This window comes from Massilia sp. 2TAF26 (genome assembly GCF_052115005.1).
Taxonomy (GTDB): Bacteria; Pseudomonadota; Gammaproteobacteria; order Burkholderiales; family Burkholderiaceae_D; genus Telluria.
This window is the reverse complement of the sequence record NZ_JBFRFV010000003.1, coordinates 255,071-280,571: the sequence shown is the minus strand read 5'-3', so window position 1 is coordinate 280,571 and position 25,501 is coordinate 255,071. Positions and strand designations below refer to the sequence as shown.

Sequence of the window (25,501 nt, the reverse complement as noted above, 5' to 3'; positions counted from 1 at the left end):
CTGTAAAAAAGACCCCGGTGCTCGCGCAGCGGGGTCTTATATCAGGTATGGCGCAGGATCAGTGGAAGTAAGCCGCCACCTCGCGCACGCTGGAGGCATCCAGCGTTCCGGCCGCGGCGCGCAGGCGCAGCAGGCCGATCAGGTAGGAATAGCGGGCCTGGGCCAGGTCGCGCTGGCTGGTGTACAGCTGCTGCTGGGCATTGAGCAGGTCGAGGTTGATGCGGACACCACCCTTGATGCTCTGCTCCGTGGCCTTCATCAGTTCCTTGCCGGAGGCAACCGCCTTCTCCAGTGCCTCGATCTTGCGCACGCTGGACAGCACGATGCTGTGGGCTTTGCGCAACTCGACCATGACCTTGCTGGTGCGTGCGTCGTAATCCGACTGGGCACGTCCATAGGCGTCGGCGGCCTGGCGCGCGCTGGCGCTGATCGCCCCGCCCTGGTAGATCGGGAGGCTCACCTGCAGGCCGATAGCGCGGTCAACCGTTTTCTGGTTGTAGGTGTTGATCGATGCGGCATCGCTCTTGTCGTAGACGGCAGTGAGGTCGACGCGCGGATAATGCCCGGCCTTCTGCTTGCCGATCTCCAGGCGCGCGGACTCGATCGCCAGGCGCGCAGCCGCCAACTCATGGTTGTGCTCGCGTGCGATTCTGGCCCAGTCCTCGTAGCCGGCGGTCGGCAGCGCGGCCGGATTGAAACCGTCGCGCAGCTTGTCCAGCTGGCCCGGGTCCACGCCAATGATGCCGATCAAAGTTTCGCGCGCGGCGACCACATTGTCTTCGGCCTCGGTCACCTGGGCTTCGGCGATATCGAGCCGGGCCTGGGTTTCCAGCATGTCGGTCTTGGTGCCCTCGCCCTTCTCGAACAGGCGATTATTGACATGCATCTGCTCCTTGTACATGTCGCGCGACACCCTGGACAGTGCCAACTGGTCCTCAGCAAACAAGGCGTCCATGTAGGCGCTGGCCACGCGCACCGCGACGTCGTCGCCGGCCGCCTCGTAGGCGGCTTCGCCCTGCTTCGCCTGCACCTTGCCCTGGCGGTAGCGCGCCACGCCGTCCAGGTTCAGGATCGGCTGGCGCAGCTGTACCGCGCTCGTACGGCTGATGTAGCGCGGCTGCGTCGGCGTCCAGGTCGCCGGAACCGATTGGCCGAAGATATTCGTATAGCCGGGCTGCCAGGTGTTGACGTCGGTGATGTTGCGGCTGGCCGAAAAACTCGCCGACACCTGCGGCAGCAGGTAGGAACGGCCGATCACGCGGTTTTCCTTGGCCGACTCCTTCTCGTAGAAGCTCATCTTGTATGTCGGATCGTTCTTCAGGGCCGCCTCGTAGGCCTGCTGCAGCGTGATCGCGCTGGCCTGGCCGGCCGCCAGCAGGGCCGACATCGCCGCGGCGAGCGCGGCAGCCGTGCGGCGCACGCCGCTCATATTGACTGGTCGCGCCACGCTTACTCCTCGCTCAGCGCCGAGCTGGCACGATCGAATACCGGCTTGAGCAGGTAGTTCATCATCGTGCGTTCGCCGGTCTTGACGAACAGCGACACCGGCATGCCGGGACGAATCGCCATCTTGTGCTTGGCGATCAGCCTGGCGCCTTCCGGCGTCACCTTGACGCGAACCTTGTAGTAGGCATTGCCGGTGCGCTCGTCCAGCGTGCGGTCCGCCGCCACCTGGTCGACCTCGCCCGGGATGTGCGGCGTGCGGTTGGTGTTGAAGGCGGCGAACTGCAGCTCGGTCGGCAGGCCCGGGTGCACGCGGTCGACCAGGTTGACCGGCAGCTGGCCTTCGACCACCAACGGATCATTGGTCGGTACGATGTCCATCATCTTGAAGCCGGGCTGGACCACGCCGCCCGGCGTGAACACGGCCAGGTTGACCACGGTACCGTCGGCCGGCGCCTTGACCTCGACGTTGGCCAGCTCGAACTTCTGGGCCTGCAGGCGCGCCTGCTCCGTCTCGGCCTGCTTCTGCACCTCGGTCAACTGGGTACGCACTTCCTTCTGGTAGTCCTCGACACGCTGCGATTTGCGCAGCATGAGTTCGGCAACCTGGCGTTGTGCGCGCCCGATGTTGCCGATGTCTTCCGAAATCGAGCCGGTCAACTGGGCATAGGTGCGCTCGAGGTCGAGCAGGCGGTTGCGCGCCACATAGCCTTCCTTGGCCAGGTCGCGCATGCCGGACAATTGCTCCTTGAGGAACTCGACCTGCTCTTTCTTGCTCTGACGTGCTTCCTGCAAACCCTGGATCTGGATCTTCAGGCCGGCGATGCTCTCATCGGCGCCCGCCAGCTCATTCTTCAGCGAAGCCTGGCGCGACGCCAGCAGCTGGCTCTGCAATGCCATGATGTCCGCCACGCGCGGGTCGCTGCGGCGCTGCTCGAGCTCGGCCGGGAACTTGATCGCATGCGCGCCGTCGCGCTCGGCGGTCAGGCGGGCCATGATCGCCAGGTCGGTCAGGTAGCCCGAATCGGTCATCTCGACCGCGGCCTTGGCGACGATCGAGTTCATGCGCACCAGCACCTGGCCGGCCTTGACGACGTCGCCGTCACGCACCAGGATTTCCTGGATGGTACCGCCGCTCAGATGCTGCACGGCCTGGCGGTTCGACTCTTTCGCCACGGTGCCGCCCAGCGGCACACCCTTGTCGAGCGGGGCGAACAATGCCCATAACAAGAAGCCGCCGAATCCCAACAGGACGATCAGCCAGCCCACGCGCGCGAACGGGCGCGCATCCGTATTCACTTCCAGCGGCGTGACGTCGTGCGAGACGACTTCTTGCGGCTTATTGGAAATCAACTTCATCGATTACTTTCCTTCTTCGGTGGTAGCGTCGGCCGGGGTATTTCCCTGGGCCGCTGCGGCTTCCTGTGCGCGCTGGGCTGCGGCCTGGGCGGCTGCCACCTGCGCCTGGGCAGCGGCGTACTGGGCCTGGGCCGCGGCCTGGGCCTCGGTCGCCTTCTTGGTCGCCTCCTGAAGGGCGGCGAGTACCTGCGGGGTCGGCCCGAACATGTGGACCGCACCGTCGCGCAGCAGCAGCAACTTGGTGGTCACGTTCACGACACCCGGGCGGTGACTGATCATGACGATGGTCTTGCCGCGCTGGCGCAGGTCGAGCACGGCTGCCAGCAAGGCTTGCTCACCGACATCGTCCAGGTTCGAATTCGGTTCGTCGAGCACAATCAGCGAGGGGTCGCCGTACATCGCGCGCGCCAGGCCGATACGCTGTTTCTGGCCGCCGGAAAGGCCGGCGCCGCCGTCGCCCAGTTTCGTGTCATAGCCTTCCGGGAACTGCAGGATCAGCTCATGGACGCCGGCGCGCTTGGCTGCCTGGACCACCTGCTCGGCAATCACCTCGCCGAAGCGCGCGATGTTTTCACTGATCGTCCCCGCGAACAACTCGACGTCCTGCGGCAGGTAGCCGACATGCGGCCCCAGCTCGGCCTTGTTCCATTGATAGATATCGGCGCCATCCAGGCGCACCTTGCCCATCATGGTCGGCCACACGCCGACCAGCAGGCGCGCCAGCGTCGACTTGCCCGAACCGCTCGGACCAAGGACGCCGAGCACGTCGCCCGGCGTGATTGCGAAGGATACGCCCTTGACGACCGGCATTTTCGCGCCAGGAGGCGCGGCGGTGACACCGTCCAGGGTCAGGACGCCTTGGGGCTTGGGCAGGGCCATGCCGGCCGGACGGGCGGGGTTTGCTTCAAGCAGGGCATCGAGACGTTCGTAGGCGCTGCGGGTGCTGCTGAACGACTTCCAGACGGCGATCACCTGCTGCACCGGCTGCAGGGTACGGCCGAGCAGGATCGAGGCTGCGATCATCATGCCGGGAGTGATCTTGTTATCCAGAACCAGCAATGCACCCAGGCCCAGCACCAGCGAGGACATCGACATCTGCACGAACTTGGTCAGTGCGGAAATCAGCCCCGCCTTCTGGCTGGCGTTGGCCTGCAGGCCGAGGAATTTGCCGTGCAGCTTGAACCAGCGGCTCATCAGGTTCGGCAGCATGCCCATCGACTCGATGACCTCGGCGTTACGCAGGTTGTTCGTGGCCAGGGTATTGGCCTGGATCGACATCGAGTTCGCTTCCGCCAACGGCTCCTTGGTGACGCGCTCGTTGACCACCGCCAGGATGATCAGCAGGATGGTGCCGCCCAGCGCAAAGAAGCCGAGAACAGGCTCGAATAAGAAAATGACGATCAGGTAGATCGGGAACCAGGGCGCGTCGAAAAATGCGAACAAGGCATTTCCCGTCAAGAATTGGCGGAGGCTGGTCAGGTCGGCCAGCGCCTGGCCGGCATTGCCGCCAGCCTGCTTCAGGTTCTGCTCGAATGCCGCGGTGTAGATGCGCTTGTTGAGCACCATGTCGAACTGCGCACCGACGCGCACCAGCACGAAGGAGCGGATCAGCTCGAGGCCGCCCATGAACAGGTAGGCGCCGACGATCAGAAGGCTCAGCATCAACAGCGTGATTTCGTTGCGGCTGCCCAGCACACGGTCATACACCTGCAGCATGTACAGCGAAGGCGCCAGCATCAAGAGATTGATGATCGCGCTGAACGCGCCAACCGTGAAGAAGGTGCTCTTGAAAGACCGCAGCACCAGATCGATTTCGTTGCGTTTTTCTAGCAGTTTTTTCATAGGGCCTTGCGCACTTCAATCATTCCCGATCGCAGCACGCCATGATTCGAAGAAATTTGTCCGGGCACATTATGTACCAGATCTGTTCAAAAATGTGACGTGTATCACACTTTTTACGATATTCGGTCGCGTACTGGTCACAAAACCCTTCAGCTCTGCAGTTACAGGCAGCAAAAGAAAAACCCCGCTGCCTTGCGGCAGCGGGGTTTTCGAAGACAGGCCGGTTGCCCGGCCCGGCATTCGACTGAATTACGACACGGTGATGATGCCGTTGTTCAGGTGCACTTTGGTCGAGTCCACACCGGTCAGGGTGATGGTGACCAGGTCGGTACCGCTGCTCGAAGCGTAGGCCTTCTGCTCCAGAACGATGTTGGTGTCAGCACCGTTCTTGACGATGAAGGCTTCCAGCACGGCGTCGTTACCTTTGGTGGTATCGCCGGTGGTGTTCAGCGTGTACTTGCTGCCCAGGTACAGAGCGTCGTTGCCCAGCAGACCGAAGTTGGTGATGGTCGCGTTGGTCTTGCCTGCCACGAAGATGTCGGCGCCAGCGGTTGCCAGCGGAGCAGCGTGGGCTGCGTCCAGGGTGACCGGCTGCAGCAGGTTGTTGGCGGTGAACGCGTCGGAAGCGGCCTTGATCTGGCCGTTGACTGCATCCAGCTGAGCCTTGCTTGCGTTGGCGGTCGACAGGTCAGCCAGGGCCTTGGTCAGGGCCGAGACTGCGTCGCTATCGGTCTTGACAGAAGCGGTAGCGTCAGCTTGTGCCTTGATCAGCGGGTCTGCATTGTCATCGGTCTTGAACGTGGTAACCAGGGAATTGAAGTCGTTGTACGCTTTGGCTGCGGCAACGGCTGCGTCTTTCTGAGCCTGAGTTGCGCCGGTCTGGGCAGCGATCGATTCAGCCGAAGTCTTGATTGCTTGCAGGCTCGACAGCTCGGTGGTGATCTGAGCCGAAGTCGGGGTTGCACCGGCATCCAGCTTGACGATGGTCATTGCCGAAGCGATGGCCTTCAGGTCGGTCTTGGCCTGGTCGGTCAGGTCGAGGCCGCTGACAGTTGCCTGGGCGGTGGTTTGCGCGGTGCTTGCCGAGGTCAGGGACGCGTCAGCGGCTTCCTTGGCGACGCTCGAAGCCAGCAGAGCGGTGACGCCCGGGTTGGTGGTTTCGGTCACGCCGGTTGCCAGCACCAGGTTGCCCTTAGTGTCGAGGGTGATCAGGCCGGTCACGGTGCCGTCGGCAGCGACGGTCACGGCAGTGTTCTGCGCGTTGAAGGCGCCCAGCTTGGCAGCCAGGTCGATACCGGCAGCCTTGACGGCGGCGTTGGCGTTGTCCACAGCGGTGTTGGCGGCGGTCAGTTGTGCCAGAGCGTCGGTCAGGCCAGCGACCTTGGCGACAGCGGCGTTGGCGTCGGCCAGGGTCTTCTGGTCGGCGGTCAGCTTGGCAGCCAGGTTAGCCTGGGCTTCGCTCAGCAGGGCAGCCTTGACGGTAGCCGAGGTGGTCGATGCACCGTACAGGCCCTTTTCGTTGGCCGGCAGAGCAGCGTCAACCAGGCCAGCGACCTTGGTGGTAGCGGTGGTGACAGCGCCGGTCACGTCAGCGTCGGTCTTGGTGATCTTGCCGTCGGCCTTGCCGTCGAACGCGTCCAGGAAGTTGTTGTGCGCGGTGTTGGCGGCGTCCATGGCAGCCAGGCCGCTCTGCAGGGTGAACGGGGTGCCGGCAGCGTTGACCTTGGCGATGGTTGCGCCCAGGGCATAGGTGTCGGTCGCGGCAGCGAACGAAGCGTTGTCGGTGATGCCCGACAGGAATGCCTTGGCAGCAGCGTTGGCCTTGTCGCCCGAGTAGGCGTTGGTGGTGCCCAGCGCGTTGGTGAATGCCAGCGAAGCGGCAACCTTGTTGTTGTAGGCGGTCAGGTCCGAACCTTGCGCGCCGCCAGCGACTTGGGTCACGACTGCGTCGATGGTGATTTTCTTGGCATCCAGCAGGCCAGCCCAGTATGCCTTGCCTGCGTCTTCTGCAGGACGGCCGAACAGGTTCTGGTAGACGGCGTTGACGACGTCGGCGTTCGACATGTTGGCGTAAGCAGCCTTGTACTCGGCGGAGGCAGCGAAGCTGGCCGAGATCGAGGCCATGGTAGCTGCGACAGCTTTGGCGTCGCCCTTGGCGTTTTCCAGAACGCCTTCGTAGTAGGCCAGACCAGCGGTGTCAGCCGGACGGTTGAAGTATGCGACGTACAGCTTTTGCAGATCGTTGTAGTAGGTGGTTGCCATTTATTGTTGCTCCATGTAGATCGATCGATCGATTATTGTCTCTATTGTTCAGCTGCAGGAATTGCCCTTGCTGTCCAACGGCGGGAATAATGACACGCGGAACATTCAATTAAATGTGATGGCCATCACAAAACTTCAAAAGTCGTTCAAAATTACGACAATTTTTTACATTGTGAACAGATTTAAACGCCGTAGATCTATGTTTTTCCTATGAAATATAAAAATGCTCGAATATCGAGCATGCTTTCCCCCCCCAACCAATGTAACAATTGGTGAGAATTAAAAAATGCATTGCCATGGAAAACTCACACAATATTTCAAACATAAAAAAAGCCCCGGAAAACCGGGGCATTCTTTTCTGATATATCTGTTTAGTTTTTCAACCAGTAGGTTGCACCATTAATAGTGCGTTGCGAATCAATCCGGCCATCGAAGATATAAGACGCGCTGCCCCCCTTGTCGTTACTCAGCAAGCCTTGCACGTTCAGGAAGCCTGGGCGGTCGTTGGCCTGGTCGCCGGCAAGGCGGCCGTCGTCGCGAACCGTGCCGACAGCGCGGAAGGGAATCGATTCGGCGCCGCTGACGATGTCGAAGCCAGTCGCGAAGCTGCGGTTGCCGAAGTCGACGGTCAGTGTCCCGTTGGCCACCGTGGCGGCGACGGCGGTACGGATACCGTAGCCATAATTCGTATTGATGATGGCATCGCTGTCACGCAATGCGAAGCCGACGCTGCCGTTATTCGGTGCGACGAACTCGGCGCCCGGGCTGCGCAGCAGCGCATAATCACCGTTCTGCGCGATCAGGGTTGCCTTGTCCATCTCCTGGGCCAGGTAGATTTTGGGATTGAAGGCTTCGAAGCGCACCCAGCGCCCCCAGATGAGGCCACTGGGAGGCTGCTGCGGCGTAGTCGGCAATTGCGGCTGCTCGGGCACGACCGGCGGCGTCGGCACCGCGGGCGGCGGCAATACCGGTGGCTTGACGGCCGGTTGGTCGACGTTCGCCGCCAGCGCCCCTACTTTCTTGACTTCCAGGCTGGGCCCTGTCGCGGCCCCGCCATCGGCCTTGGCCACCGGCTCATCGTTACGCGGCGGCGACACCAGGTCGGGCGACAGCGGGCTGCCGCTCAGCAGCTGCGGCGCAGCCTGGCCGCGCGTTACCTGCAGCAACTGGCCACGCTGGGCGGCCGACAATTCGCGGCTGGCCGCGCCCTGGCAGGGGCCGACCCCGTCCCGGCTGCAGGCATCGGCAAAACCGCTGACCACCACCGCGCCGGTCAGCACGGCCACGCGCGAAGTCTGCTCGTCGGTGAAGACGGTAAAGTCGGTGCCGCGTACGCCAATCGCCGCCACTGGCGTATTGAAGCGGAAGTTCTGGCGCGCCTGCTTGACGGCCTCGCCCGACTTGCTGCGCGCCACCCCATGCAGCAGCTCGAATTTGACCTGCGTATTGGCCGGGTTCGCCTTATCGATGCGATAGGTGGCGATGCGCGCCTGGCTGCCCGGGCGCAGGATGAACAGGCCGTTGTCGGCAGTCTTTATATAGATGTAGCCGTCGCTGCCCGTAGCCAGCAGCTGGCCTTCCTGCACCGTGCCGCCTTCCAGCGCCGGCTGCTCGCCGACGCTTGCCTTGCCGGCGGCGAAAATGATGCGGCCGGCATCGGCTGCGCTGGCGGACTGGCCGAGGCAGGCAACTGCAAGAACAGCGGTGGCAAGTAGGTTACGCGACATAGTGGGTCCTCTCCTGCCCGCGAGCTTAGCGGGTCCTGCAAGAAATTGGATGTGACAGCGATCACAATTATAATTGAACACTTGAGTCCGCTTGTCACTAAATTGTCTTAACCCATTCTTACAGTGCACATAAGCAACTTTTCAGAGTTATAATTTTTCTTTATTTAGTTACAATCTCCAACGAACCGCTTATCCGCGTGGCAGCCCCTCTCAAACAATCCACTGCTACGCCGCAGTCATCCCGCCGTGCCGCCCTCGTTCGCTGGCTGATCGCGGCGGTGGCGGTGCTGTTGACGGCGGGACTGGAATGGTTCCCGCCATCCCATTTCGCTTTCGTCGCCAACGAATGGATGCGGGACGGTTTCGTGCGCCTGCAGGTCAGCGACGCGCCCGAGTCGCGCGTGCTGGTGGTCGATATCGACGAAACCAGCCTGGCCCGGCTGGGCCCGTGGCCCTGGCCGCGCGAGCGCCTGGCCGACATGGTCGAGATCCTGCTGTCGCATTACCAGGCGCGCGGCGTCGGGCTCGACATCCTGCTGCCCAAGGAAGGCGGCCAGCTGGGCGACACGCGCCTGGCCCTGCTGGCACGGCACGGTCCCGTGGTGCCGGCCCAGGCCTTCGACTTCGACCTGGCCCACGTACGTCCCGAAGCGGTACGCGACGGCGTGCTGGGCGGCGCCATCGACGGCTACACGGACGGCGTCGACGCCACCGGCTACATCGCCAACTATGCGGCCCTGGCGCAGGCGCCGAACATCGGCGCGATCGGCTTCATCCCCGATCCCGACGGCACGCTGCGCCGCGTGCCGATGATCACCCGCTACGAGGGGCGCGCCTACCCGGCGCTGGCGCTGGCCATGGTCAACTGCTGCGCCGGCAAAGGCAGGCTGGCGCTGGCCGATACCGGCTTGATGCGCGTCGGTTTCAAGCGCGACTGGAAAGCCTATACCGTGGTCTCCGCCGCCGACGTCCTCGACCAGGCGATCGATCCGGCCGGGGTGCGCGGGCGCCTGGTGCTGGTCGGCTCTTCGTCGCTCGGCACCGGCGACCGTGTGGCGACGCCCCTGGCGGCCAGCCGCCCCGGCCTCGGCGTACAGGCGGCGATGCTGTCGACCCTGCTCGATCGCCAGGCCGGCGACACGCCGGCGCGCTGGCCGGGCGCCTGGCTGGCGCTGGGCTGGACCCTGCTCACCGCACTGCTGGTGCCGCTGGCCTTCCCCTACCTGTCGGCCATGGCCAGTGTCGCGCTGCTCGGCGTGAGTTCGCTCGCCTGGATCGGCCTGGCCTGGCTCGCCTGCAGCCATGACCCGGACTTCAACACCGTCGCGCCTTTCGCCGCCAACCTGCTGTTGCTGGCGGTGGCCGTGCCCTACCAGTGGCAGCAGACCCAGCGCCGTTCGCGCTACCTGCTCAGTACGCTGCGCCAGTATGTCGCGCCGGCCGTGGTGACGGAACTGCTGCGCAGCGACCTCGAGGATCCGCTGCTGCCGCGCCAGCTCGAGGTCACCACCTTGATCGCGGACATGGAAGGCTATACCGCCCAGGTCGAGACCCTGCCGATCGAGGACGCGGCACGTCTCACGCGCGACTTCCTCGATTGCCTGACCGGCCCGGTGATCGAGCGCCAGGGCACCCTCGACAAGTACACCGGCGACGGCCTGGTCGCCTTCTTCGGCGCGCCGCTTCCACTCGAGCACCATGCGGACCTGGCGCTGGACGCCGCCCGCATGATCGTCGAGCGGGTCGCCAGGTTCAGCGCCGCGCGCGAGCGGGCCGGCCATCGGCCGCTGCGGGTGCGCATCGGCATCGAGAGCGGTCCTGCCATGGCAGGCGATTTCGGCACCAGCTTCCGCAGTATCTACACCGCGGTCGGCGACAGCGTGAACACCGCCTCGCGCCTCGAGCAGGCCGCGCGCGACTATCCGCACGACATCATTGTCGGCCCCGGCACCGCCGCACGCGCACGCGCGCATCGCTTCCTGCGGCTGGGCGAACGCCGCCTGCGGGGCAAGGAACAACTTACCACCGTATTCACTCTTCAGGACAGCATGAACCAAGCGGGCAGCACCACCAGCACCCCGATCGCCGGCGCCGCCGCGGAGGGGCCTGCCGCATGACCAGGCGTTTTACCTTGCCGGCGCTGTTCGCCGTCCTGCTCGCAGGTGCGGGCGCCACGGCGCGCGCGGACACCCCCGAGCAGCAGGCCTATCGCGAAGCCGTGGAGGCGCGCATGTACCAGGAGGCGATGGAAGCGCTGGCCGAAGGCCGCCGCAAGGACGCCTCGGCGATCCTGCGCCGCCTGGTTGCCAACCCCCAGCAGGCAGGCGCCCTGCTCGACCTGGCGCTGACCCAGTGCGGACTGGGCAACGCCGACGAGGCCGAGCGCCTGTTCGCAATGCTCGAGACGCGCGTCCAGCTCACGCCGGACATGCTGATCCTGATCGCAGAGACCCGCGAAACCGGCTGCAAACCCTGGAAGCCGACCGCCACCACGACCCTGACCGTGGGCCGCGGCATCGACCAGAACGTCAACCAGGGCGCCAGCGTGTCGACGCTGGTGGTCGATGCCGGCGTGCCGGTCGAGCTGCCCCTGCTGCCGGACTTCCTGCCGCACCACGACCAGTACAGCGTGCTCGGCATGGAACACATGCGCGAGCTGACGCCCAACGGCAGCATCGCCTACCTGCAGTACCAATGGCGCCGCAACGACAGCCTGCGCCAATACGACACGGCAGTCCTGTTCGGCGGCGTCGAAGTCCCCTGGCGCGTGCTGCGCACGACGGTCAGGACCAGCGTCAACCTGGGTGCGGTCAAGCTGGGCGGGCATCTCTACCAGCGCCTGGGCCAGCTGCAGGCACGCGTCTCGCCCCAGATACCGCTGCCCGCGAATACCCAGCTCAGCCTGATCGCCAGCGCTTCGTGGTACGACTATCCGACGCTCACGCACTTCAATTCGGCCACGCTCGAAGGCCGCGCCCTGTTGTCCTACCGCGACGGCCCGTGGTATGCCGGCGCCAGCGCCGCACTGCTGGACGACCGTGCGCATACCGGCAGGCCGGGCGGCGACCGCCATGGCAACTACGCCAGCCTGCTGGTACGGCGCGCGCTGCCGGCCGGCTTCATCGGCGAGCTGGCCGTCACGCGCCAGAGCTGGAACAGTGAACGGCCCTACGCTCCGGCACTGCTGATCCCTGCCGTGCGCGCGCAGCGGACCGCGGTCGTGCGTACCGCCTTGTCTTATCGGTTTGCCAAGGACCAAACGCTACAACTGGAAGCACGCGCCGTTCAAAATAAAGAAAACATACCGATCTTTCAGTACAATGACCGGGTTTTGCAGCTGAGCTGGCAATGGCAGCTGCCTTGAAGCAGGAAACCCATCGATGACCTCCGCGAGCAAGCTCTCCGCCCGGACCGACGCCGCGACGGCGGCCGAGGTGCAGGCACAGATCCAGATCAACCTGCGCAAGATCCCGCTGCTGTCCGAGCTGAGCGAAGAGGACATGCGGCGCGTAAACATGGAAATCCGTATCCGCCACTTCAACCGGCGCGAAGTGGTCCTGCACAAGGGCGGCAGCGGCGACGCCCTGCTGTTCCTGCTCTCCGGCCAGCTGCAGGTGGTCGACATCACCGAGGACGGCCGCGCGATCGGCCTGCGTATGCTGGCGCCGGGTGATTTCTTCGGAGAAATTGCTCTCATCAACGAATCGACCCGCTCCGCCTCCGTGGTGGCGACCAGCGACGTGCTGGTGGCCTTCCTGCCGGCGGCCACCGCGATGCACCTGTTTTCGCATTCGCCCAGTGTGGCCAAGCAGATGCTCAAGCACCTGGCGCAGAAGATCCAGCGTGATTCGGAATTCCGCGCCGTGCTCAGCATCAACAATACGGCGCGCCGCATCTATACGTATTTATCGCTGCTGCAGAAGAAGCCGGAAGACGGCGGTTCGCCGGCCGTCGTCGAAAACCTGCCGACCCACCAGGACATTGCCAACATGATCAATACCAGCCGCGAAACGGTCACCCGCGCGCTGCTGACCCTGGTCCAGCAGGGGATCGTGCAAAAGGAGGCGAACCGCCTGGTGATCCTCGATCCACAAGCCTTGCAAAAGCTGATTCAAGGGCCCTGATTGGCGACATCCTTGCCAAACTTGCTTACAACTGTACCAATTGTGTGGCAATACCGTAGAGTATAATTTTGCGCTCGAACGGCCTTGCCACTATATGAAGAAACACCTCACGCACATTTCCGTGCCTGCTGCGACATGATCGCGCCGCCGATGCTGCGGGGCCTGTGGGCTTACCGCGGCTTCGTACTGGGCAGCGTCAAGCGCGAATTCCAGTCGAAATACATGAATGCGATGCTGGGGGCGCTGTGGTCGCTCCTGTCGCCGCTCGCCATGATCGTGGTGTATACCGTGATCTTCTCCGAAGTCATGCACAACAAGCTGCCCGGCGCCGGCGGCAACGCGCCCTTCGCCTACAGCATCTACCTGTGCGCCGGCATCCTGACCTGGGGCCTGTTCGCCGAAATCGTCGCGCGCGGCCAGAACATGTTCATCGAGCAGGCCAACCTGATCAAAAAGATCAGTTTCCCGCGCATCTGCCTGCCGCTGATCGTGGTACTCAACGCGCTGGTCAACTTCGGCATCATCTTCGGCCTGTTCACGCTGTTTCTGCTCGGCTCCGGCACCTTCCCGGGAGCGGTCTTCCTGGCCATCGTTCCGGTGCTGCTGATCCAGCTGCTGCTGGCGATCGGCATCGGCATGATCGCCGGCGTGCTCAACGTGTTCTTCCGCGACGTCGGCCAGTTCGTGACGATCGCGATGCAGTTCTGGTTCTGGTTCACGCCAGTGGTCTATCCGGTCACGATCCTGCCGCCCGACGTGCGCGCCCTGCTCGGCTGGAATCCGATGGCGCGCCTGATCGAGGCCTACCAGCAGGTGCTGGTGAAAGGCGTGGCGCCCGACTGGGCCGCGCTGTTGCCGGTGCTGCTGCTGTCGCTGCTGCTGTGCGCGCTCGGCCTGCGCCTGTTCCGCCGCCGCGCCGGCGAAATGGTGGATGAACTCTGATGGGCCGGATCGTCGTTTCCAACCTCGGCAAGGCCTATCGCCAGTACCCGACGCGCTGGTCGCGCCTGGCGGAATGGGTGCTGCCCGGCGCCGGGCCGCGCCACAAGCTCAAGTGGGTGCTGCGCGACATCGGCTTCACCGTGGAGCCGGGCGAAGCCGTGGGCCTGATCGGCATCAACGGCGCCGGCAAGAGCACCCTGCTCAAGCTGATCACCGGCACCACGCTGCCGACCACCGGCGCCGTCCACATGGAGGGCCGCGTGGCCGCCCTGCTGGAACTCGGCATGGGCTTCCATCCCGACTTCACCGGGCGCCAGAACGTCTTCATGGCGGGCCAGCTGCTCGGCATGACGGTCGACGAGATCCAGCAGCTGATGCCGGAGATCGAAGCCTTCGCCGAGATCGGCGACTACATGGACCAGCCGGTGCGCGTCTACTCGAGCGGCATGCAGATGCGGGTCGCCTTCAGCGTCGCCACCGCGCGCCGTCCGGACATCCTGATCGTCGACGAAGCGCTGTCGGTGGGCGATGCCTATTTCCAGCACAAGAGCTTCGACCGCATCCGCAGCTTCCGCCGGCACGGCACCACGCTGCTGCTGGTCTCCCACGACAAGCAGGCGATCCAGTCGCTGTGCGACCGCGCCATCCTGCTCGACGGCGGCCGCCTGGCCAAGGAGGGTCCGCCGGAAGAGATCATGGATTACTACAACGCCATGATCGCCGAACGCGAGAACGAGACCGTGCGCCTGAATGCGACCCCGGAGGGCAAGGTGCAGACCGTGTCCGGCACCGGCGAGGCGACCGTCGCCGACATCGCCCTGCTGGACGAGCACGGCGAGCGGATCGAAGTGGTCGACGTCGGCGCGCCGGTCACGCTGGAGGTGCGCGTGCTGGCCAGGGCCCCGATCCCGCGCATGGTGCTGGGCTATATGATCAAGGACCGCCTGGGCCAGCCCATGTACGGCACCAACACCCACCTGAAGGAACTGCCGCTCGATGACGTCGGCGCCGGCGAGGAAATCGTCTTCCGCTTCCGCTTCCCGATGAACCTGGGGGCGGGCACCTATTCCGTCGCCACGGCGATCGTCAGCACCGAGACCCACCTCGTCAACAACTACGAATGGCGTGACCTGGCGCTGGTGTTCACGGTGATGAACATGCGCCGGCCGCATTTCGAGGGCTCGGCCTGGCTCGACCCCGACATCGACATCCAACGCCCATGAGATTCATTTCCTACGCCCAGAACAACGAAGACGTCCTGCTGTGGCGCGCCCTCGGCCACGTGCAGGACGGCTTCTACATCGACGTCGGCGCCAGCGACCCCGAGGAGCATTCGGTCACCCGCGCCTTCTACGACGCCGGCTGGCACGGCATCAACATCGAGCCGCTGCCGGCCCATATCGAAGCCTTCCGCGAACAGCGCCCGCGCGACATCAACCTGGCGCTTGCCGCCGGCAGCAGCGAGGGCAGCCTGACGCTGTACGACGTGCCGGCGGTGCGCGGCTGGGCCTCGCCCGAAGCGGCGATTGCCGAACTGCACCGCGCCGAAGGCCACACGGTCGCCGAACTGACGGTGCAGGTACGCACCCTGGCCTCGATCTGCGCCGAGCACGTGCGCGGCGACATCCACTTCCTGAAGATCGACGTCGAGGGCTTCGAGGGCGAGGTCCTGCGCGGCATGGATTTCGGGCGCTGGCGCCCATGGGTGCTGGTGATCGAAGCGACCCTGCCGAACAGCCGCGAGACCAACCACGAGGCATGGGAACGGCTGGTCACCAGCCAGCGCTACCGCTTCGCCTGGTTCGATGGCCTGAACCGCTACTACGTGGCCGAGGAACACCAGGAACTGATGCGCCACTTCGGCATCCAGCCGAACGTGTTCGACGACTACATCTCCTGGCACCTGGACCGCGCCTGGATCGCCAACGCCGCCGCCGGGCGCGCGCTGCACGAGCGGGAGCAGGAAATCGACGCCGTGCGCGCGGAACTGCACGACATGATCCAGTTCGCCGACGCGCTGGAACTGGAAAAGCAGGATGCGCAAGCCGAGATCGCCCGCCTGAGCGGCGAGCTGGCGCAGGCCCATGCCAGCGGCCAGCAGGCCACGCTGTGGGCGCGCGACCTGGAGCAGCGCCTGATCGCGACCCTGAACAGCACCTCGTGGCGCATCACCGCGCCGCTGCGCTTCATCGCGCGCCGCGGCCCGGACAGCATGGCGGGGATCGCCCGCCGCAAGGCCAAGGGCGCCGCGCGCCGCGGCCTGCGCTGGCTGACGTCGCGCGAGGCGCTGCGCCGCGCGGTGCTGCCGCTGGTGATGCGTTCGCCCCGCCTGCAAGCACTGGTGGCGCGCACCCTGGCCGCCGCCAAACGCGCCTCCGCCGACGCCGCGGCGCCGGCCAGCGCCGTGCCGCCCGCCCTGCGTGAACTGCCGCAATCGGCGCGCGAGGCACTCGACCAACTGCGCAGCGCCTACGCACCGCGCCAGGAATGACAATGCGCCTGATTATCGATTTCAACGCGCCGCAGACGGCGCCTTCGTCCGACACGGCCGCCCTGCGCGCGCTGGCCCGCACCCTGCTGCGCGACAGCGGCCCCCACGAGGTCCACGTGACGGTCTGCGGCCGCGACCCGGCCGACGCCGACGCCCTGCGCCATGCGCTGGACGGCCTGCTGCCGCCCGGCCGCTTCCACATCTACGCCCAACCGGCGGCCGGCGACCCGTGGCGCCGCCATGCCGCCGCCGCGCTGCGCGCCGGCTTCCTGGCCTCGCTGGCGCCGGACCGCATTCTCGACACGGCGCAAGCCGCCGGCCTCCAGGCCGCGGGCAGCGACGACGCGGCCGCACTGTGGCGCGCGATCGAGCGGCTGCCGAGGGTAGCCGCCACCGCGATGCCGGCGGCCGCAGACGGTGCCGCCAAGCCGACGCTGGCGCTGGTGTCGCCCCTGCCGCCCGAGCACTCGGGCATTGCCGATTACAGCGCCGAACTGCTGCTCGAACTGGAGCGCCATTACGAGGTCGAACTGGTGCTGACCCCGGGTGCGACGCCCGACGGATCGCTGCAGCGCTTCGTGCAGCGCGACGTCGCGTATTTCGAACGCCATGGCGCGTCTTACGACCGGGTGCTGTACCACTTCGGTAATTCGAATGCGCACAAACACATGTTCGCGCTGCTGCGGCGCCATCCCGGCACCGTGGTGCTGCACGACTTCTTCCTCAGCGGGGTGCTGGACAACATGGAGCGCGACGGCGACGTGCCGGAAGCCTTCCTGCAGGCGCTGTACGCGTCGCACGGCTACACCGGGCTGCGCGACCACCGCGAGCAGGGCCGCAACCCCACGATCTGGCAATACCCCTGCAACAAGGAGGTGCTGGACCGGGCCGCCGGCGTGATCGTCCACAGCGACTTTTCGCGCCGCCTGGCGGAGCAGTGGTACGGCCCCGGCAGCGCCGATGACTGGCGCACCATTCCGCTGCTGCGCGGCCAGGTGGCGCCCGGCGCCGACCAGGACGCCGCGCGCCGCGCCGCCCGCGAACGCCTGGGCATCGAGCCCGGCGACTACGTCGTCAGCAGCTTCGGCATGCTCGGCCAGACCAAGCTCAACCATCGCCTGCTGGATGCCTTCCTGGCGTCGCCGCTGGCGGCGGATCCGCGCTGCCGCCTGGTGTTCGTCGGCGCCAACGACCCCGGCACCTACGGCATCGAGCTGCAGCGCAAGATCGCCGGCAGCGGCGCCGCCGCGCGCATCCGCATTACCGGTTTCGTCAGCGCCGCCGACTACCAGGACTGGCTGGCCGCCAGCGACTGCGCGGTGCAGCTGCGCGCCCAGACCCGCGGCGAAACCTCGGCCTCGGTGCTGGATTGCCTGATGCACGGCCTGCCGGCCATCGTGAATGCCCATGGCGCCGCCGCCGACCTGCCGCCCGACACGCTGTGCATGCTGCCCGACCAGTTCGAGGACGCCGAGCTGAGCGCCGCCCTCGCCTCGCTGCACGCCGAACCGGGCCGCCGCGCCGAGCTGGCCGCGGCCGGCCGGGATCACATCGCGCGCCAGCACGCGCCGGCCGCGGTGGGCGCGCTCTACCATGACGCGATCGAAGCCTTCGCCCGCGACAGCGCGCCCGCGCAGCGGCGCCGGCTGGTTGCCGCGCTGAGCGCGCCCGGCACCCCGCGTCCACCCGACGAGGCGGCGCTGGTCGAGACCGCCGCCATGATGGCCGCGAACGCCCTGCCGGCCGCGCCGCGCCAGCTGCTGGTCGACATCTCGGCGCTGGTGCAGGCCGACTACAAGACCGGCATCCAGCGCGTGGTGCGCAGCATCGTGCTGGCGCTGATCAAGGAACCGCCGCCCGGCTACCGGATCGAACCGGTGTACAGCGAAGGCGGCAACCACTGCTACCGCTATGCGCGCCGCTTCACCTGCGGCATGCTGAACGTGCCGCCGCTGGCGCTCGAGGATGCGCCGATCGAAGCCCGCGCCGGCGACCTGTTCCTGGGCCTGGACCTGGCCTCCAGCCTGACCACCCAGAACCAGCCGCAGCTGCAGGCCCTGCGCGGCAAGGGCGTGAAAATCTGGTTCACGGTGTATGACCTCTTGCCGCTGCTGCGGCCGGACTGCTTCCCCTTCGGCTCCCAGAAATACTACGGCGACTTCATCGACACCATCGCGCTGGTGGCCGACGGCATCGTGACGATCTCGCGCGCCGTGGCGGACGAGCTGGCCGCCTGGCTGGCGCAGCGTCCGAACCGCCGGGTGGCGCCGCTCAAGCTGGCCCATTTCCACCTCGGCGCCGACATCGACGCCAGCGCGCCGACCAGCGGCCTGCCCGACAACGCCGCCCACACGCTGCAGGCGCTGCGGAACGCGCCGAGCCTCCTCATGGTCGGCACCCTCGAACCGCGCAAGGGCCAGGCCCAGGCGCTGGCCGCCTGCGAGCTGCTGTGGGCCAAGGGCGTGGCGGTCAATATCGTCATCGTCGGCAAGAACGGCTGGCTGGTCGACGCCCTGGCCGAGCGCCTGGCGTCGCATCCCGAGCGTGAAAAACAGCTGTTCTGGTTCAACGGCGTCTCCGACGAGATGCTGCTGAAGCTGTACGAGCGCAGCTCGGCGCTGCTGGCCGCGTCCGAAGGCGAAGGCTTCGGCCTGCCGCTGATCGAGGCGGCCCAGAAGGGCCTGCCGATCATCGCGCGCGGCATTCCCGTGTTCCGCGAAGTGGCCGGCGAACACGCCTTCTACTTCGAGGGCACCCAGCCCCAGGACCTGGCCGCGGCCATCGAGGAATGGCTGGCGCTGCACGCGGCCGGCAAGGCGCCGGCCTCCACCGGCATGCCGTGGCTGACCTGGCAGCAGAGCGCCCGCCAGCTGATGGACGCCGTCGTCCACGACCGCCATCACGCCAGCGTGGCCGCCGACCGGATGGCGGCGCAGCTGCTGGTGGACATTTCGGCGATGGTGCGCGAAGACCTCAAGACCGGCATCCAGCGCGTGGTGCGGGCCCAGCTGCTCGCGCTGCTGAAGCTGCAGAACCGGGACCGCCAGGTGCTGCCGGTCTACCTCAGCGACGAAGGCGGCCGCTGGCATTACCGCTACGCGCGCCGCTACCTGCACGAGCTGGGCGGCACCGACAGCTACGGCGTGCACGACGACGAAGTCCAGGTCGCCCGCGGCGACGTGTTCTACTGCCCCGACCTGTTCCCGGGCGCGGTGAACGAGGCCGCAAGGATCGGGCTGTACGGGCGCTGGCGCGACATCGGCGTGCGCATCTGCTTCATGGTGCACGACATCCTGCCGGTGCTGCGCCCGAACTTCTTCCCGCCCCGCGTCGAGAAGGTATTCGGCGACTGGCTGCGCACTGTCGGCAAGGAAGCCGACTGCCTGGTCTGCATCAGCGCCGCCGTGGCCGAGGAAACCCGTGCCTGGCTCGCCGCCAAGACGTCGGCCCGCGCACTGCCGCAGTTCGCCGTGCTGCACCACGGCGCCGACATCGACGCCTCCAGGCCGAGCACCGGCCTGCCGGAAGATGCCGCTGCCGTGCTGGCCGCCATCTCCGCCGCGCCGACCTTCGCCATGATCGGCACCATCGAGCCGCGCAAGGGCCATGCCCAGGCGCTGGACGCCTTCGAGCGGCTGTGGGCGCAAGGCCTCGACGTCCGCCTGGCGATCGTCGGCTCGGAAGGCTGGAAAGGCTTGCCGGACAACCAGCGCCGCACCATTCCGGCGCTGATGGCGCGCCTGCGCGAACATCCGGAGCTGAACCGCCGCCTGTTCGTGCTGCACGGCGCCAGCGACGAATACCTCGACCGCATCTACGCCGCCAGTACCTGCCTGCTGGTGGCCAGCGAAGGCGAAGGCTTCGGCCTGCCGCTGATCGAGGCCGCGCGCCATGGCGTGCCGCTGCTGGTGCGCGAGCTGCCGGTGTTCCGCGAAGTCGCCGGCGAGCACGCCAGCTACTTCAGCGGCGACAGCGGCGCGGCCCTGGCCGCGGCCATCCAGGACTGGCTGCGCCTGCAGGCCGCAGGCCGGGCCCCGGCGTCGACCGGCATCGCCTCGCGCACCTGGGCCGACAACGCCGCCGAACTGATGGCGATCCTGTTCCCGCCGCAGCGATCCTGAGGCGAACTGACGTATCCTGACCACCATGAACGCACCCGCAGACCCCACCATGAATACGCTCGACACCCCGGTTGCCGGCACCCCGGCAGCCCTGGCCGCGCCGGTCGCGGTCGTGATTCCGAGTTATCGCGTCACCCGCCACATCCTCGGCGTCATCGCCGGCATCGGTCCGGAGGTCGCGCGTATCTATGTAGTCGACGACAAATGCCCTGATGGCTCGGGCGCCTTCGTGCGCGCCAACTGCCGCGACCCGCGCGTGACCGTCATCGAGCACGAGCAGAACCAGGGCGTGGGCGGCGCCGTCATGACCGGCTACCGCGCCGCCATCGCCGACGGCGCCGCCGTGATCGTCAAGGTCGACGGCGACGGCCAGATGGACGCCAGCCTGATCCCGCAATTCGTCGCGCCCATCCTGGCCGGCGAGGCCGACTACACCAAGGGCAACCGCTTCTTCAACCTGGAGCGGATCGGCTCGATGCCGCCGATGCGCCTGTTCGGCAATGCGGTGCTGTCCTTCCTCACCAAGCTGTCGTCCGGCTACTGGGACCTGTTCGACCCGACCAACGGCTATACGGCAATTCACGCCGATGCCGCGCGTTACCTGCCCTTCGACAAGATCAGCCGCCGCTACTTCTTCGAGACCGACATGCTGTTCCGGCTGAACACGCTTGGCGCGGTGGTCACGGACGTACCGATGGACGCCGTCTACGGCGACGAGGTCAGCAACCTGAAGATCTCGCGCATCGTCACCGAGTTCGCGGCCAAGCACGTGCGCAATTTCTTCAAGCGCCTGTTCTATAACTATTACCTGCGCAATATGTCGCTGGCCTCGATCGAGCTGCCGCTGGGCGTCGCCAGCCTGCTGTTCGGCTCTGTCTTCGGCATCGTCCACTGGATCGGCGCCGAGCGCCACAACCTGGCCACGCCGGCCGGCACCGTGATGCTGGCCGCCCTGCCGGTCATCATGGGCGTGCAGCTGATCCTGGCTTTCCTGGCCTACGACATCGCCTCGGTGCCGCGCAATCCGCTGCACAAGAAGATCCTGTTTCGCAAGCCGCAGGCCGCAGGCCCAAGCTCATGAGCCATTCGCGCCAGTTCGCTACCTTCGTCGCCGGCGGCCTGTTGTGCGCCCTGGTGGATATCGGCATCATGCAATTGCTGCTGCGTGCCGGCGCGCATTTCACCGGCGCCACCACCGCCGGCTTCCTGGCCGGCCTGCTGGTCAACTACGCCTTCCACAGCCGCGTGACCTTCGAGGCCGCGGCCAGCGCCTCGAGCTTCGCGCGCTACCTGTGCGTGGTCGGCCTGAACTACCTGCTGACCATGGGCTGCGTGTCGCTGGCGGTGTCGCTGGCCGGCATGCCGCTGCTGGGCAAGATCGTGTCGCTGCCGCTGGTCTCGATCAACGGTTACCTGCTGAGCAAGTTCTGGATTTTCAGGAAGAGCACGCCATGAGCACGAACGAACTGCGTTTTGCCCCGGTCCGGACGGACGCCGACGCCATGGCGCGCTACGGCGAGCTGTTCAGCGCCTGTTTCCCGATGACCGACAAGTTTACGCCGCGCTACCTGGAGTGGCTGTACGTCGAGAATCCGGACGGCCGCGCGGTCGGCTACGACGCCTGGGACGGCGACCGCCTGGCCGCCCACTACGTCTGCATTCCGGCCTGCGCCTGGGTCGAGGGCAGCGAGGTGCCGGTGCTGCTGTCGCTGAACACCGCCACCCATCCGGACTACCAGGGCAAGGGCCTGTTCACGACACTGGCGGCGAAGACCTTCGAGGCTGGCGCCGCCCAGGGCTTCGACGGCGTCTACGGCGTTGCGAATGCCAACAGCACCCCCGGCTTCGTGCGCAAGCTTGGCTTCCAGCTGGTGCGCCCGCTGGAGGCGCGCATCGGCATCGGCGGCCTGCGCCATGGTATGAAAGCCCCCTCGTCCGCGCTGTCCTTCGAGCGCAGCTGGAGCCCGGCCGCCCTGCGCTGGCGCTGCGCCAACCCGCACAATCCGGTGTTCATGCGCATTGGCGGCGCCAAGCTGCGCTTCCACGCGGCGGCCAGCGGCAACAAGCTGCCGGCCTATGCCGAACTGGCTGCGGACGGCATCGCGCTGTCCGATCTGGAACAGGCACGGCCGGCGCCGCCGCTGTCGCCGCTGCGCCTGTTCATCGGCCTTGCGCCGGACGCTTCCAGCAGCTACTGGAACTATGCCAGCATCCCGATGTCGCTGCGCCCGTCGCCGCTGAACCTGATCTACCGCTCGTTCGCGCCGCGCGTGTCCGGACTGGATCCGGCCCGAATCGCCTTCTCCTTCCTCGACTTCGATGCCTACTGAGCGCGCGCGGCCGACCGCCCTGTTCCTGTTCGCCCACCAGGACGACGAATTTGGCGTGTTCCAGCGCATCGCCGACTGCCGCGCCCAGGGCCTGCGGGTCGCCTGCGCCTACTTCACCGACGGCGCCACGCCGAAGGCCACGGCGGCCCAGCGCAACCTGGAATCGCTGGCGGTGCTGGCGCGCCTGGGCGTCGAGGGCGAGGACGTGGTTTTTGCCGGCCAGCAGCTCGGGATCGGCGATGGCCAGCTGCCGCAGCACCTGGAGCGCGCCGCGCGCTGGCTCGGCGGCTGGCTCGACGGCTTCGACGACATCGACTCCCTGCACGTCACTGCCTGGGAAGGCGGACACCACGACCACGACGCCCTGCATGCGCTGGCGGTGACGCTGGCGGCGCGGCGCGGCCTGCTGGCGCGCACCTGGCAGTATTCGCTGTACCAGGCCGCGGGCCTGCCCGGGCCGCTGTTCCGCGTGCTGGCGCCGCTGCCGCAGAACGGTCCGGTCCGAAGCACGTCAATTCCCTGGCGGGCGCGCCGAACCTACCTGGGCCATTGCCTGTCCTACCCCTCGCAGCGCGGCACCTGGATCGGCCTGTTTCCCTTCGTGCTGCTGCACTACCTGCTGCGCGGCACCCAGTCCCTGCAGCCGGTCGACCCGGCGCGCCTGGACCAGCGCCCGCACCCGGGCCCCTTGTACTACGAAAAACGCAGGTTCTTTAGCTGGGACCGCATGACCGGCGCACTCGACGCCTGGCGTAACAACCATCCTGAAGAGACAAAATGAAGAGAGAGAACATCGTTGTGACGAGCTCGCCCGGCGTGCGCCGGCATGTCTTCCCGCTGGCTTTCGGCCTGGCGCTGGCGTTCATCGGCTGCTGGCTGGTGCTGCGCACCCAGGGCATCAATCCGACGGTGTTTGCCGACGAGTGGTACTACAGCAAGATGGCGCGCCTGCAGCCGCTGGCGGAGGCCATCGTCCCCTCCTACCTCTACCTGTGGCTGTTCGGCGCCACCAATGCCTGCGGTACCGAGTTCCTGCAATGTGCGCGCGCCGGCAATGCGCTGGCCTTCGTTGCCGCCGCGCCCTTCGTCTACCTGATCGCGCGCACGGTCACCACGCGCAACATCGCCGCCGCGATCGCGCTCCTGGCCACCCTGGCCCCGCTGAACCTGCACACCAGCTACTTCATGCCGGAGTCGCTCTACTACTTCGGCTTCTGCGTGCTGAGCTGGGTCGCGCTGACCCGCGGCCACTGGCACTGGGCGCTGCATGCGCTGGCCTGCGGCGTCCTGCTCGGCCTGATGAGCCAGGTGAAAGTCCACGCCGTCTTCCTGCTGCCGGCCCTGCTGCCCTTCCTGGCCTACGCCCGCTGGATGAAGGGTAAGGCCTGGCTGGGCAGCGCCGTGCTGTCGATGGCGGTCGCCGCCGCCGCCATGTTCGCGGTCAAGTTCGGCCTCGGCTACCTGCTCGCCGGGGAAGCCGGCCTCAGCCTGTTCGGTCCCTTCTACGGCGGCGGCGCCAACGCCGTCGGCGCCCGCGACAAGCTGCAATTGTTGAAGCCGGCCTTCGTCATCGGCCGCGCCCACCTGATGCTGCTGGTGCTGGCCTTCGGACTGCCGCTGGCGCTGCTGGTGCAGAGCGTGCTGCGTCCCAGCAAGCGCGCCGAGGCCGGCCAGGCCGACCTGGTCGGCATCTACACGCTGCTGATGCTGGGCGCGGGCGCCGGCATGACCATCTTCTATACCGCCACCCTGGCCGCCCCCGGCAGCACCGAAGGCCTGCGCGTGCACGCGCGCTACTACAGCTTCGTGTTCCCGCTGCTGTGGGTGGTCGCCGCGGCCGCGCTGGAACGCCGCAGGGAAGCGCCGGCGGCGCTGCGCTGGACGCTCGCGCTGCTACTGTCCGCCGTGCTGGCGGTCGCCATCGTCAAGCTGCCGTCCTACACCATCCATGCGGTCGACGGCGCGGAAACCTACGCCCTGCGCCTGACGCTTCCCGGCGGCCAGATCGTGCTCGCGCTGCAAGTGCTTGCGCTGCTGCTGTGGGCGGCCGGCCGGGACTCGGCGCTGCGCCTGTTCCTGTTCGTCCTCACGCCCTTGTACATCGCCAGCGGCATCGCCAGCAATGACAGGCAGCTGGCTGCGTTCAGGGACGATCGCGACGCCGACATGGCCGGCAAGGCCGCCGCCCGCCTGGTGCCGCCGGCGGAGCGCGGCCTGGTCACGGTTGCCGGCGCGGACGTGGGCCAGATCATGCGCGCCCAGTTCTATGTCGACAGCAAGGATTCGGCGATGCTGGAACTGATGCCCAATGCCCCGATCGAGCCCTACCAGGTGCCGGTACACAACAAATGGCTGCTGGTCTTCGGCAACCACGCCTTGCCGCCGGGCCTGGCACCGGTCGCCCAGAATGATTCTTACAAGCTGATACGCATAAACAACGAGCGCCGCATCATCGGCAGCGCGCACCTGAATCAGCCGCCCAATCCGGGCAGCCTGCTGGCCGGGGTCGAAGGTTTGTCCAGCATCGAAGAATTCGGACGCTGGTCCGATGCCAAGCAGGTCGTGCTGCACTTCAATGCGCCCCTGCCGAAACATACCGTCATCGTGTTCAAGGCCTGGGCCTACGGCGACAACACCGAGCGTCCATTCACCATGCGTATCGGCGACAGCAGCGTGCCATTCCGCCTGAGCGGTTCGCCGCAGGAAATCGGCCTGCACTTCGACACCGACGGCACCCAGCGCAGCCTGACGATCGAGGTGCCGCATCCGGTATCGCCGCAGGAATACGGCGATCCGCGCGATCCGCGCAAGCTCGGCATCGCGCTGGCGGACATCGAGATCTCGACGCCGGCGAACTGAT

17 protein-coding genes are annotated in these 25,501 nt (G+C 66.5%); 12 read left to right on the top strand and 5 right to left on the bottom strand.

Translation table 11 applies throughout. The features are described from left to right. Positions 1–58: 58 nt before the first annotated feature. From AB4Z32_RS04915 to AB4Z32_RS04895, 5 genes are all read right to left on the bottom strand, one after another. Positions 59–1,447, bottom strand: coding sequence for a TolC family outer membrane protein (locus AB4Z32_RS04915; protein ID WP_441934791.1), 1,389 nt, complete (start codon positions 1,445–1,447; stop codon positions 59–61). A 2-nt stretch (positions 1,448–1,449) separates the two neighbouring features. Further along, on the bottom strand, positions 1,450–2,802 hold the full coding sequence (locus AB4Z32_RS04910) for an HlyD family type I secretion periplasmic adaptor subunit (RefSeq protein WP_441934790.1): 1,353 nt from the start codon (positions 2,800–2,802) through the stop codon (positions 1,450–1,452). A 3-nt stretch (positions 2,803–2,805) separates the two neighbouring features. Next, positions 2,806–4,644 (bottom strand): type I secretion system permease/ATPase, encoded by a 1,839-nt coding sequence (locus AB4Z32_RS04905; RefSeq protein WP_441934789.1) that lies wholly within the window; start codon positions 4,642–4,644, stop codon positions 2,806–2,808. 249 nt (positions 4,645–4,893) lie between these two features. Further along, positions 4,894–6,906 carry a DUF4214 domain-containing protein gene (locus AB4Z32_RS04900; protein WP_441934788.1) on the bottom strand — a complete coding sequence of 671 codons (2,013 nt, stop codon included), beginning with the start codon at positions 6,904–6,906 and terminating at the stop codon, positions 4,894–4,896. Positions 6,907–7,277: 371 nt separating this feature from the next. Further along, complete coding sequence (locus AB4Z32_RS04895) at positions 7,278–8,633, bottom strand: FecR family protein (protein WP_441934787.1); 1,356 nt, start codon at positions 8,631–8,633, stop codon at positions 7,278–7,280. A 197-nt stretch (positions 8,634–8,830) separates the two neighbouring features. Between AB4Z32_RS04895 and AB4Z32_RS04890 the strand changes: the two genes are divergently transcribed. The 12 genes from AB4Z32_RS04890 to AB4Z32_RS04835 all read left to right on the top strand — a co-directional run bounded on the left by AB4Z32_RS04890 (position 8,831) and on the right by AB4Z32_RS04835 (position 25,500). Next, positions 8,831–10,750: a CHASE2 domain-containing protein gene (locus tag AB4Z32_RS04890; protein WP_441934786.1), complete on the top strand. Its 1,920-nt coding sequence runs from the start codon at positions 8,831–8,833 to the stop codon at positions 10,748–10,750. Next, positions 10,747–11,997: a tetratricopeptide repeat protein gene (locus AB4Z32_RS04885; RefSeq protein WP_441934785.1), complete on the top strand. Its 1,251-nt coding sequence runs from the start codon at positions 10,747–10,749 to the stop codon at positions 11,995–11,997. The genes AB4Z32_RS04890 and AB4Z32_RS04885 overlap by 4 nt, the downstream gene beginning before the upstream one ends. A gap of 16 nt (positions 11,998–12,013) precedes the next feature. Beyond that, entirely contained in the window at positions 12,014–12,757 is a 744-nt protein-coding gene (locus tag AB4Z32_RS04880; protein WP_441934784.1) for a Crp/Fnr family transcriptional regulator, read from the top strand. Positions 12,758–12,892: 135 nt separating this feature from the next. Beyond that, positions 12,893–13,699: an ABC transporter permease gene (locus tag AB4Z32_RS04875; RefSeq protein ID WP_441934783.1), complete on the top strand. Its 807-nt coding sequence runs from the start codon at positions 12,893–12,895 to the stop codon at positions 13,697–13,699. Then, the gene (locus AB4Z32_RS04870) at positions 13,699–14,922 is read left to right on the top strand and encodes an ABC transporter ATP-binding protein (RefSeq protein WP_441934782.1); all 1,224 of its coding nucleotides are present in this window, start codon (positions 13,699–13,701) and stop codon (positions 14,920–14,922) included. The genes AB4Z32_RS04875 and AB4Z32_RS04870 overlap by 1 nt, the downstream gene beginning before the upstream one ends. Further along, positions 14,919–16,190: an FkbM family methyltransferase gene (locus AB4Z32_RS04865; protein WP_441934781.1), complete on the top strand. Its 1,272-nt coding sequence runs from the start codon at positions 14,919–14,921 to the stop codon at positions 16,188–16,190. Before AB4Z32_RS04870 ends, AB4Z32_RS04865 begins: the two co-directional genes overlap by 4 nt. 2 nt (positions 16,191–16,192) lie before the next feature. Continuing rightward, positions 16,193–20,311 carry a glycosyltransferase gene (locus AB4Z32_RS04860; protein WP_441934780.1) on the top strand — a complete coding sequence of 1,373 codons (4,119 nt, stop codon included), beginning with the start codon at positions 16,193–16,195 and terminating at the stop codon, positions 20,309–20,311. 49 nt (positions 20,312–20,360) lie between these two features. Continuing rightward, positions 20,361–21,392, top strand: coding sequence for a glycosyltransferase family 2 protein (locus AB4Z32_RS04855; RefSeq protein WP_441934845.1), 1,032 nt, complete (start codon positions 20,361–20,363; stop codon positions 21,390–21,392). Beyond that, positions 21,389–21,766 (top strand): GtrA family protein, encoded by a 378-nt coding sequence (locus AB4Z32_RS04850; protein ID WP_441934779.1) that lies wholly within the window; start codon positions 21,389–21,391, stop codon positions 21,764–21,766. The genes AB4Z32_RS04855 and AB4Z32_RS04850 overlap by 4 nt, the downstream gene beginning before the upstream one ends. Then, positions 21,763–22,641 (top strand): GNAT family N-acetyltransferase, encoded by an 879-nt coding sequence (locus AB4Z32_RS04845; RefSeq protein WP_441934778.1) that lies wholly within the window; start codon positions 21,763–21,765, stop codon positions 22,639–22,641. The genes AB4Z32_RS04850 and AB4Z32_RS04845 overlap by 4 nt, the downstream gene beginning before the upstream one ends. After that, positions 22,631–23,422, top strand: coding sequence for a PIG-L deacetylase family protein (locus AB4Z32_RS04840; protein ID WP_441934777.1), 792 nt, complete (start codon positions 22,631–22,633; stop codon positions 23,420–23,422). Before AB4Z32_RS04845 ends, AB4Z32_RS04840 begins: the two co-directional genes overlap by 11 nt. After that, positions 23,419–25,500, top strand: a complete 2,082-nt coding sequence (locus AB4Z32_RS04835; protein ID WP_441934776.1) for a DUF7024 domain-containing protein — start codon at positions 23,419–23,421, stop codon at positions 25,498–25,500. Before AB4Z32_RS04840 ends, AB4Z32_RS04835 begins: the two co-directional genes overlap by 4 nt. Position 25,501: the final 1 nt, after the last annotated feature.

Coding starts and splice junctions, on each gene's coding strand:
- AB4Z32_RS04900 (WP_441934788.1), bottom strand. CDS start 6,906: ATGGCAACCACCTACTACAACGATCTGCAAAAGCTGTACGTCGCATAC.
- AB4Z32_RS04880 (WP_441934784.1), top strand. CDS start 12,014: ATGACCTCCGCGAGCAAGCTCTCCGCCCGGACCGACGCCGCGACGGCG.
- AB4Z32_RS04875 (WP_441934783.1), top strand. CDS start 12,893: ATGATCGCGCCGCCGATGCTGCGGGGCCTGTGGGCTTACCGCGGCTTC.
- AB4Z32_RS04850 (WP_441934779.1), top strand. CDS start 21,389: ATGAGCCATTCGCGCCAGTTCGCTACCTTCGTCGCCGGCGGCCTGTTG.
- AB4Z32_RS04865 (WP_441934781.1), top strand. CDS start 14,919: ATGAGATTCATTTCCTACGCCCAGAACAACGAAGACGTCCTGCTGTGG.
- AB4Z32_RS04845 (WP_441934778.1), top strand. CDS start 21,763: ATGAGCACGAACGAACTGCGTTTTGCCCCGGTCCGGACGGACGCCGAC.
- AB4Z32_RS04910 (WP_441934790.1), bottom strand. CDS start 2,802: ATGAAGTTGATTTCCAATAAGCCGCAAGAAGTCGTCTCGCACGACGTC.
- AB4Z32_RS04885 (WP_441934785.1), top strand. CDS start 10,747: ATGACCAGGCGTTTTACCTTGCCGGCGCTGTTCGCCGTCCTGCTCGCA.
- AB4Z32_RS04870 (WP_441934782.1), top strand. CDS start 13,699: ATGGGCCGGATCGTCGTTTCCAACCTCGGCAAGGCCTATCGCCAGTAC.
- AB4Z32_RS04895 (WP_441934787.1), bottom strand. CDS start 8,633: ATGTCGCGTAACCTACTTGCCACCGCTGTTCTTGCAGTTGCCTGCCTC.
- AB4Z32_RS04855 (WP_441934845.1), top strand. CDS start 20,361: ATGAATACGCTCGACACCCCGGTTGCCGGCACCCCGGCAGCCCTGGCC.
- AB4Z32_RS04835 (WP_441934776.1), top strand. CDS start 23,419: ATGAAGAGAGAGAACATCGTTGTGACGAGCTCGCCCGGCGTGCGCCGG.
- AB4Z32_RS04905 (WP_441934789.1), bottom strand. CDS start 4,644: ATGAAAAAACTGCTAGAAAAACGCAACGAAATCGATCTGGTGCTGCGG.
- AB4Z32_RS04860 (WP_441934780.1), top strand. CDS start 16,193: ATGCGCCTGATTATCGATTTCAACGCGCCGCAGACGGCGCCTTCGTCC.
- AB4Z32_RS04840 (WP_441934777.1), top strand. CDS start 22,631: ATGCCTACTGAGCGCGCGCGGCCGACCGCCCTGTTCCTGTTCGCCCAC.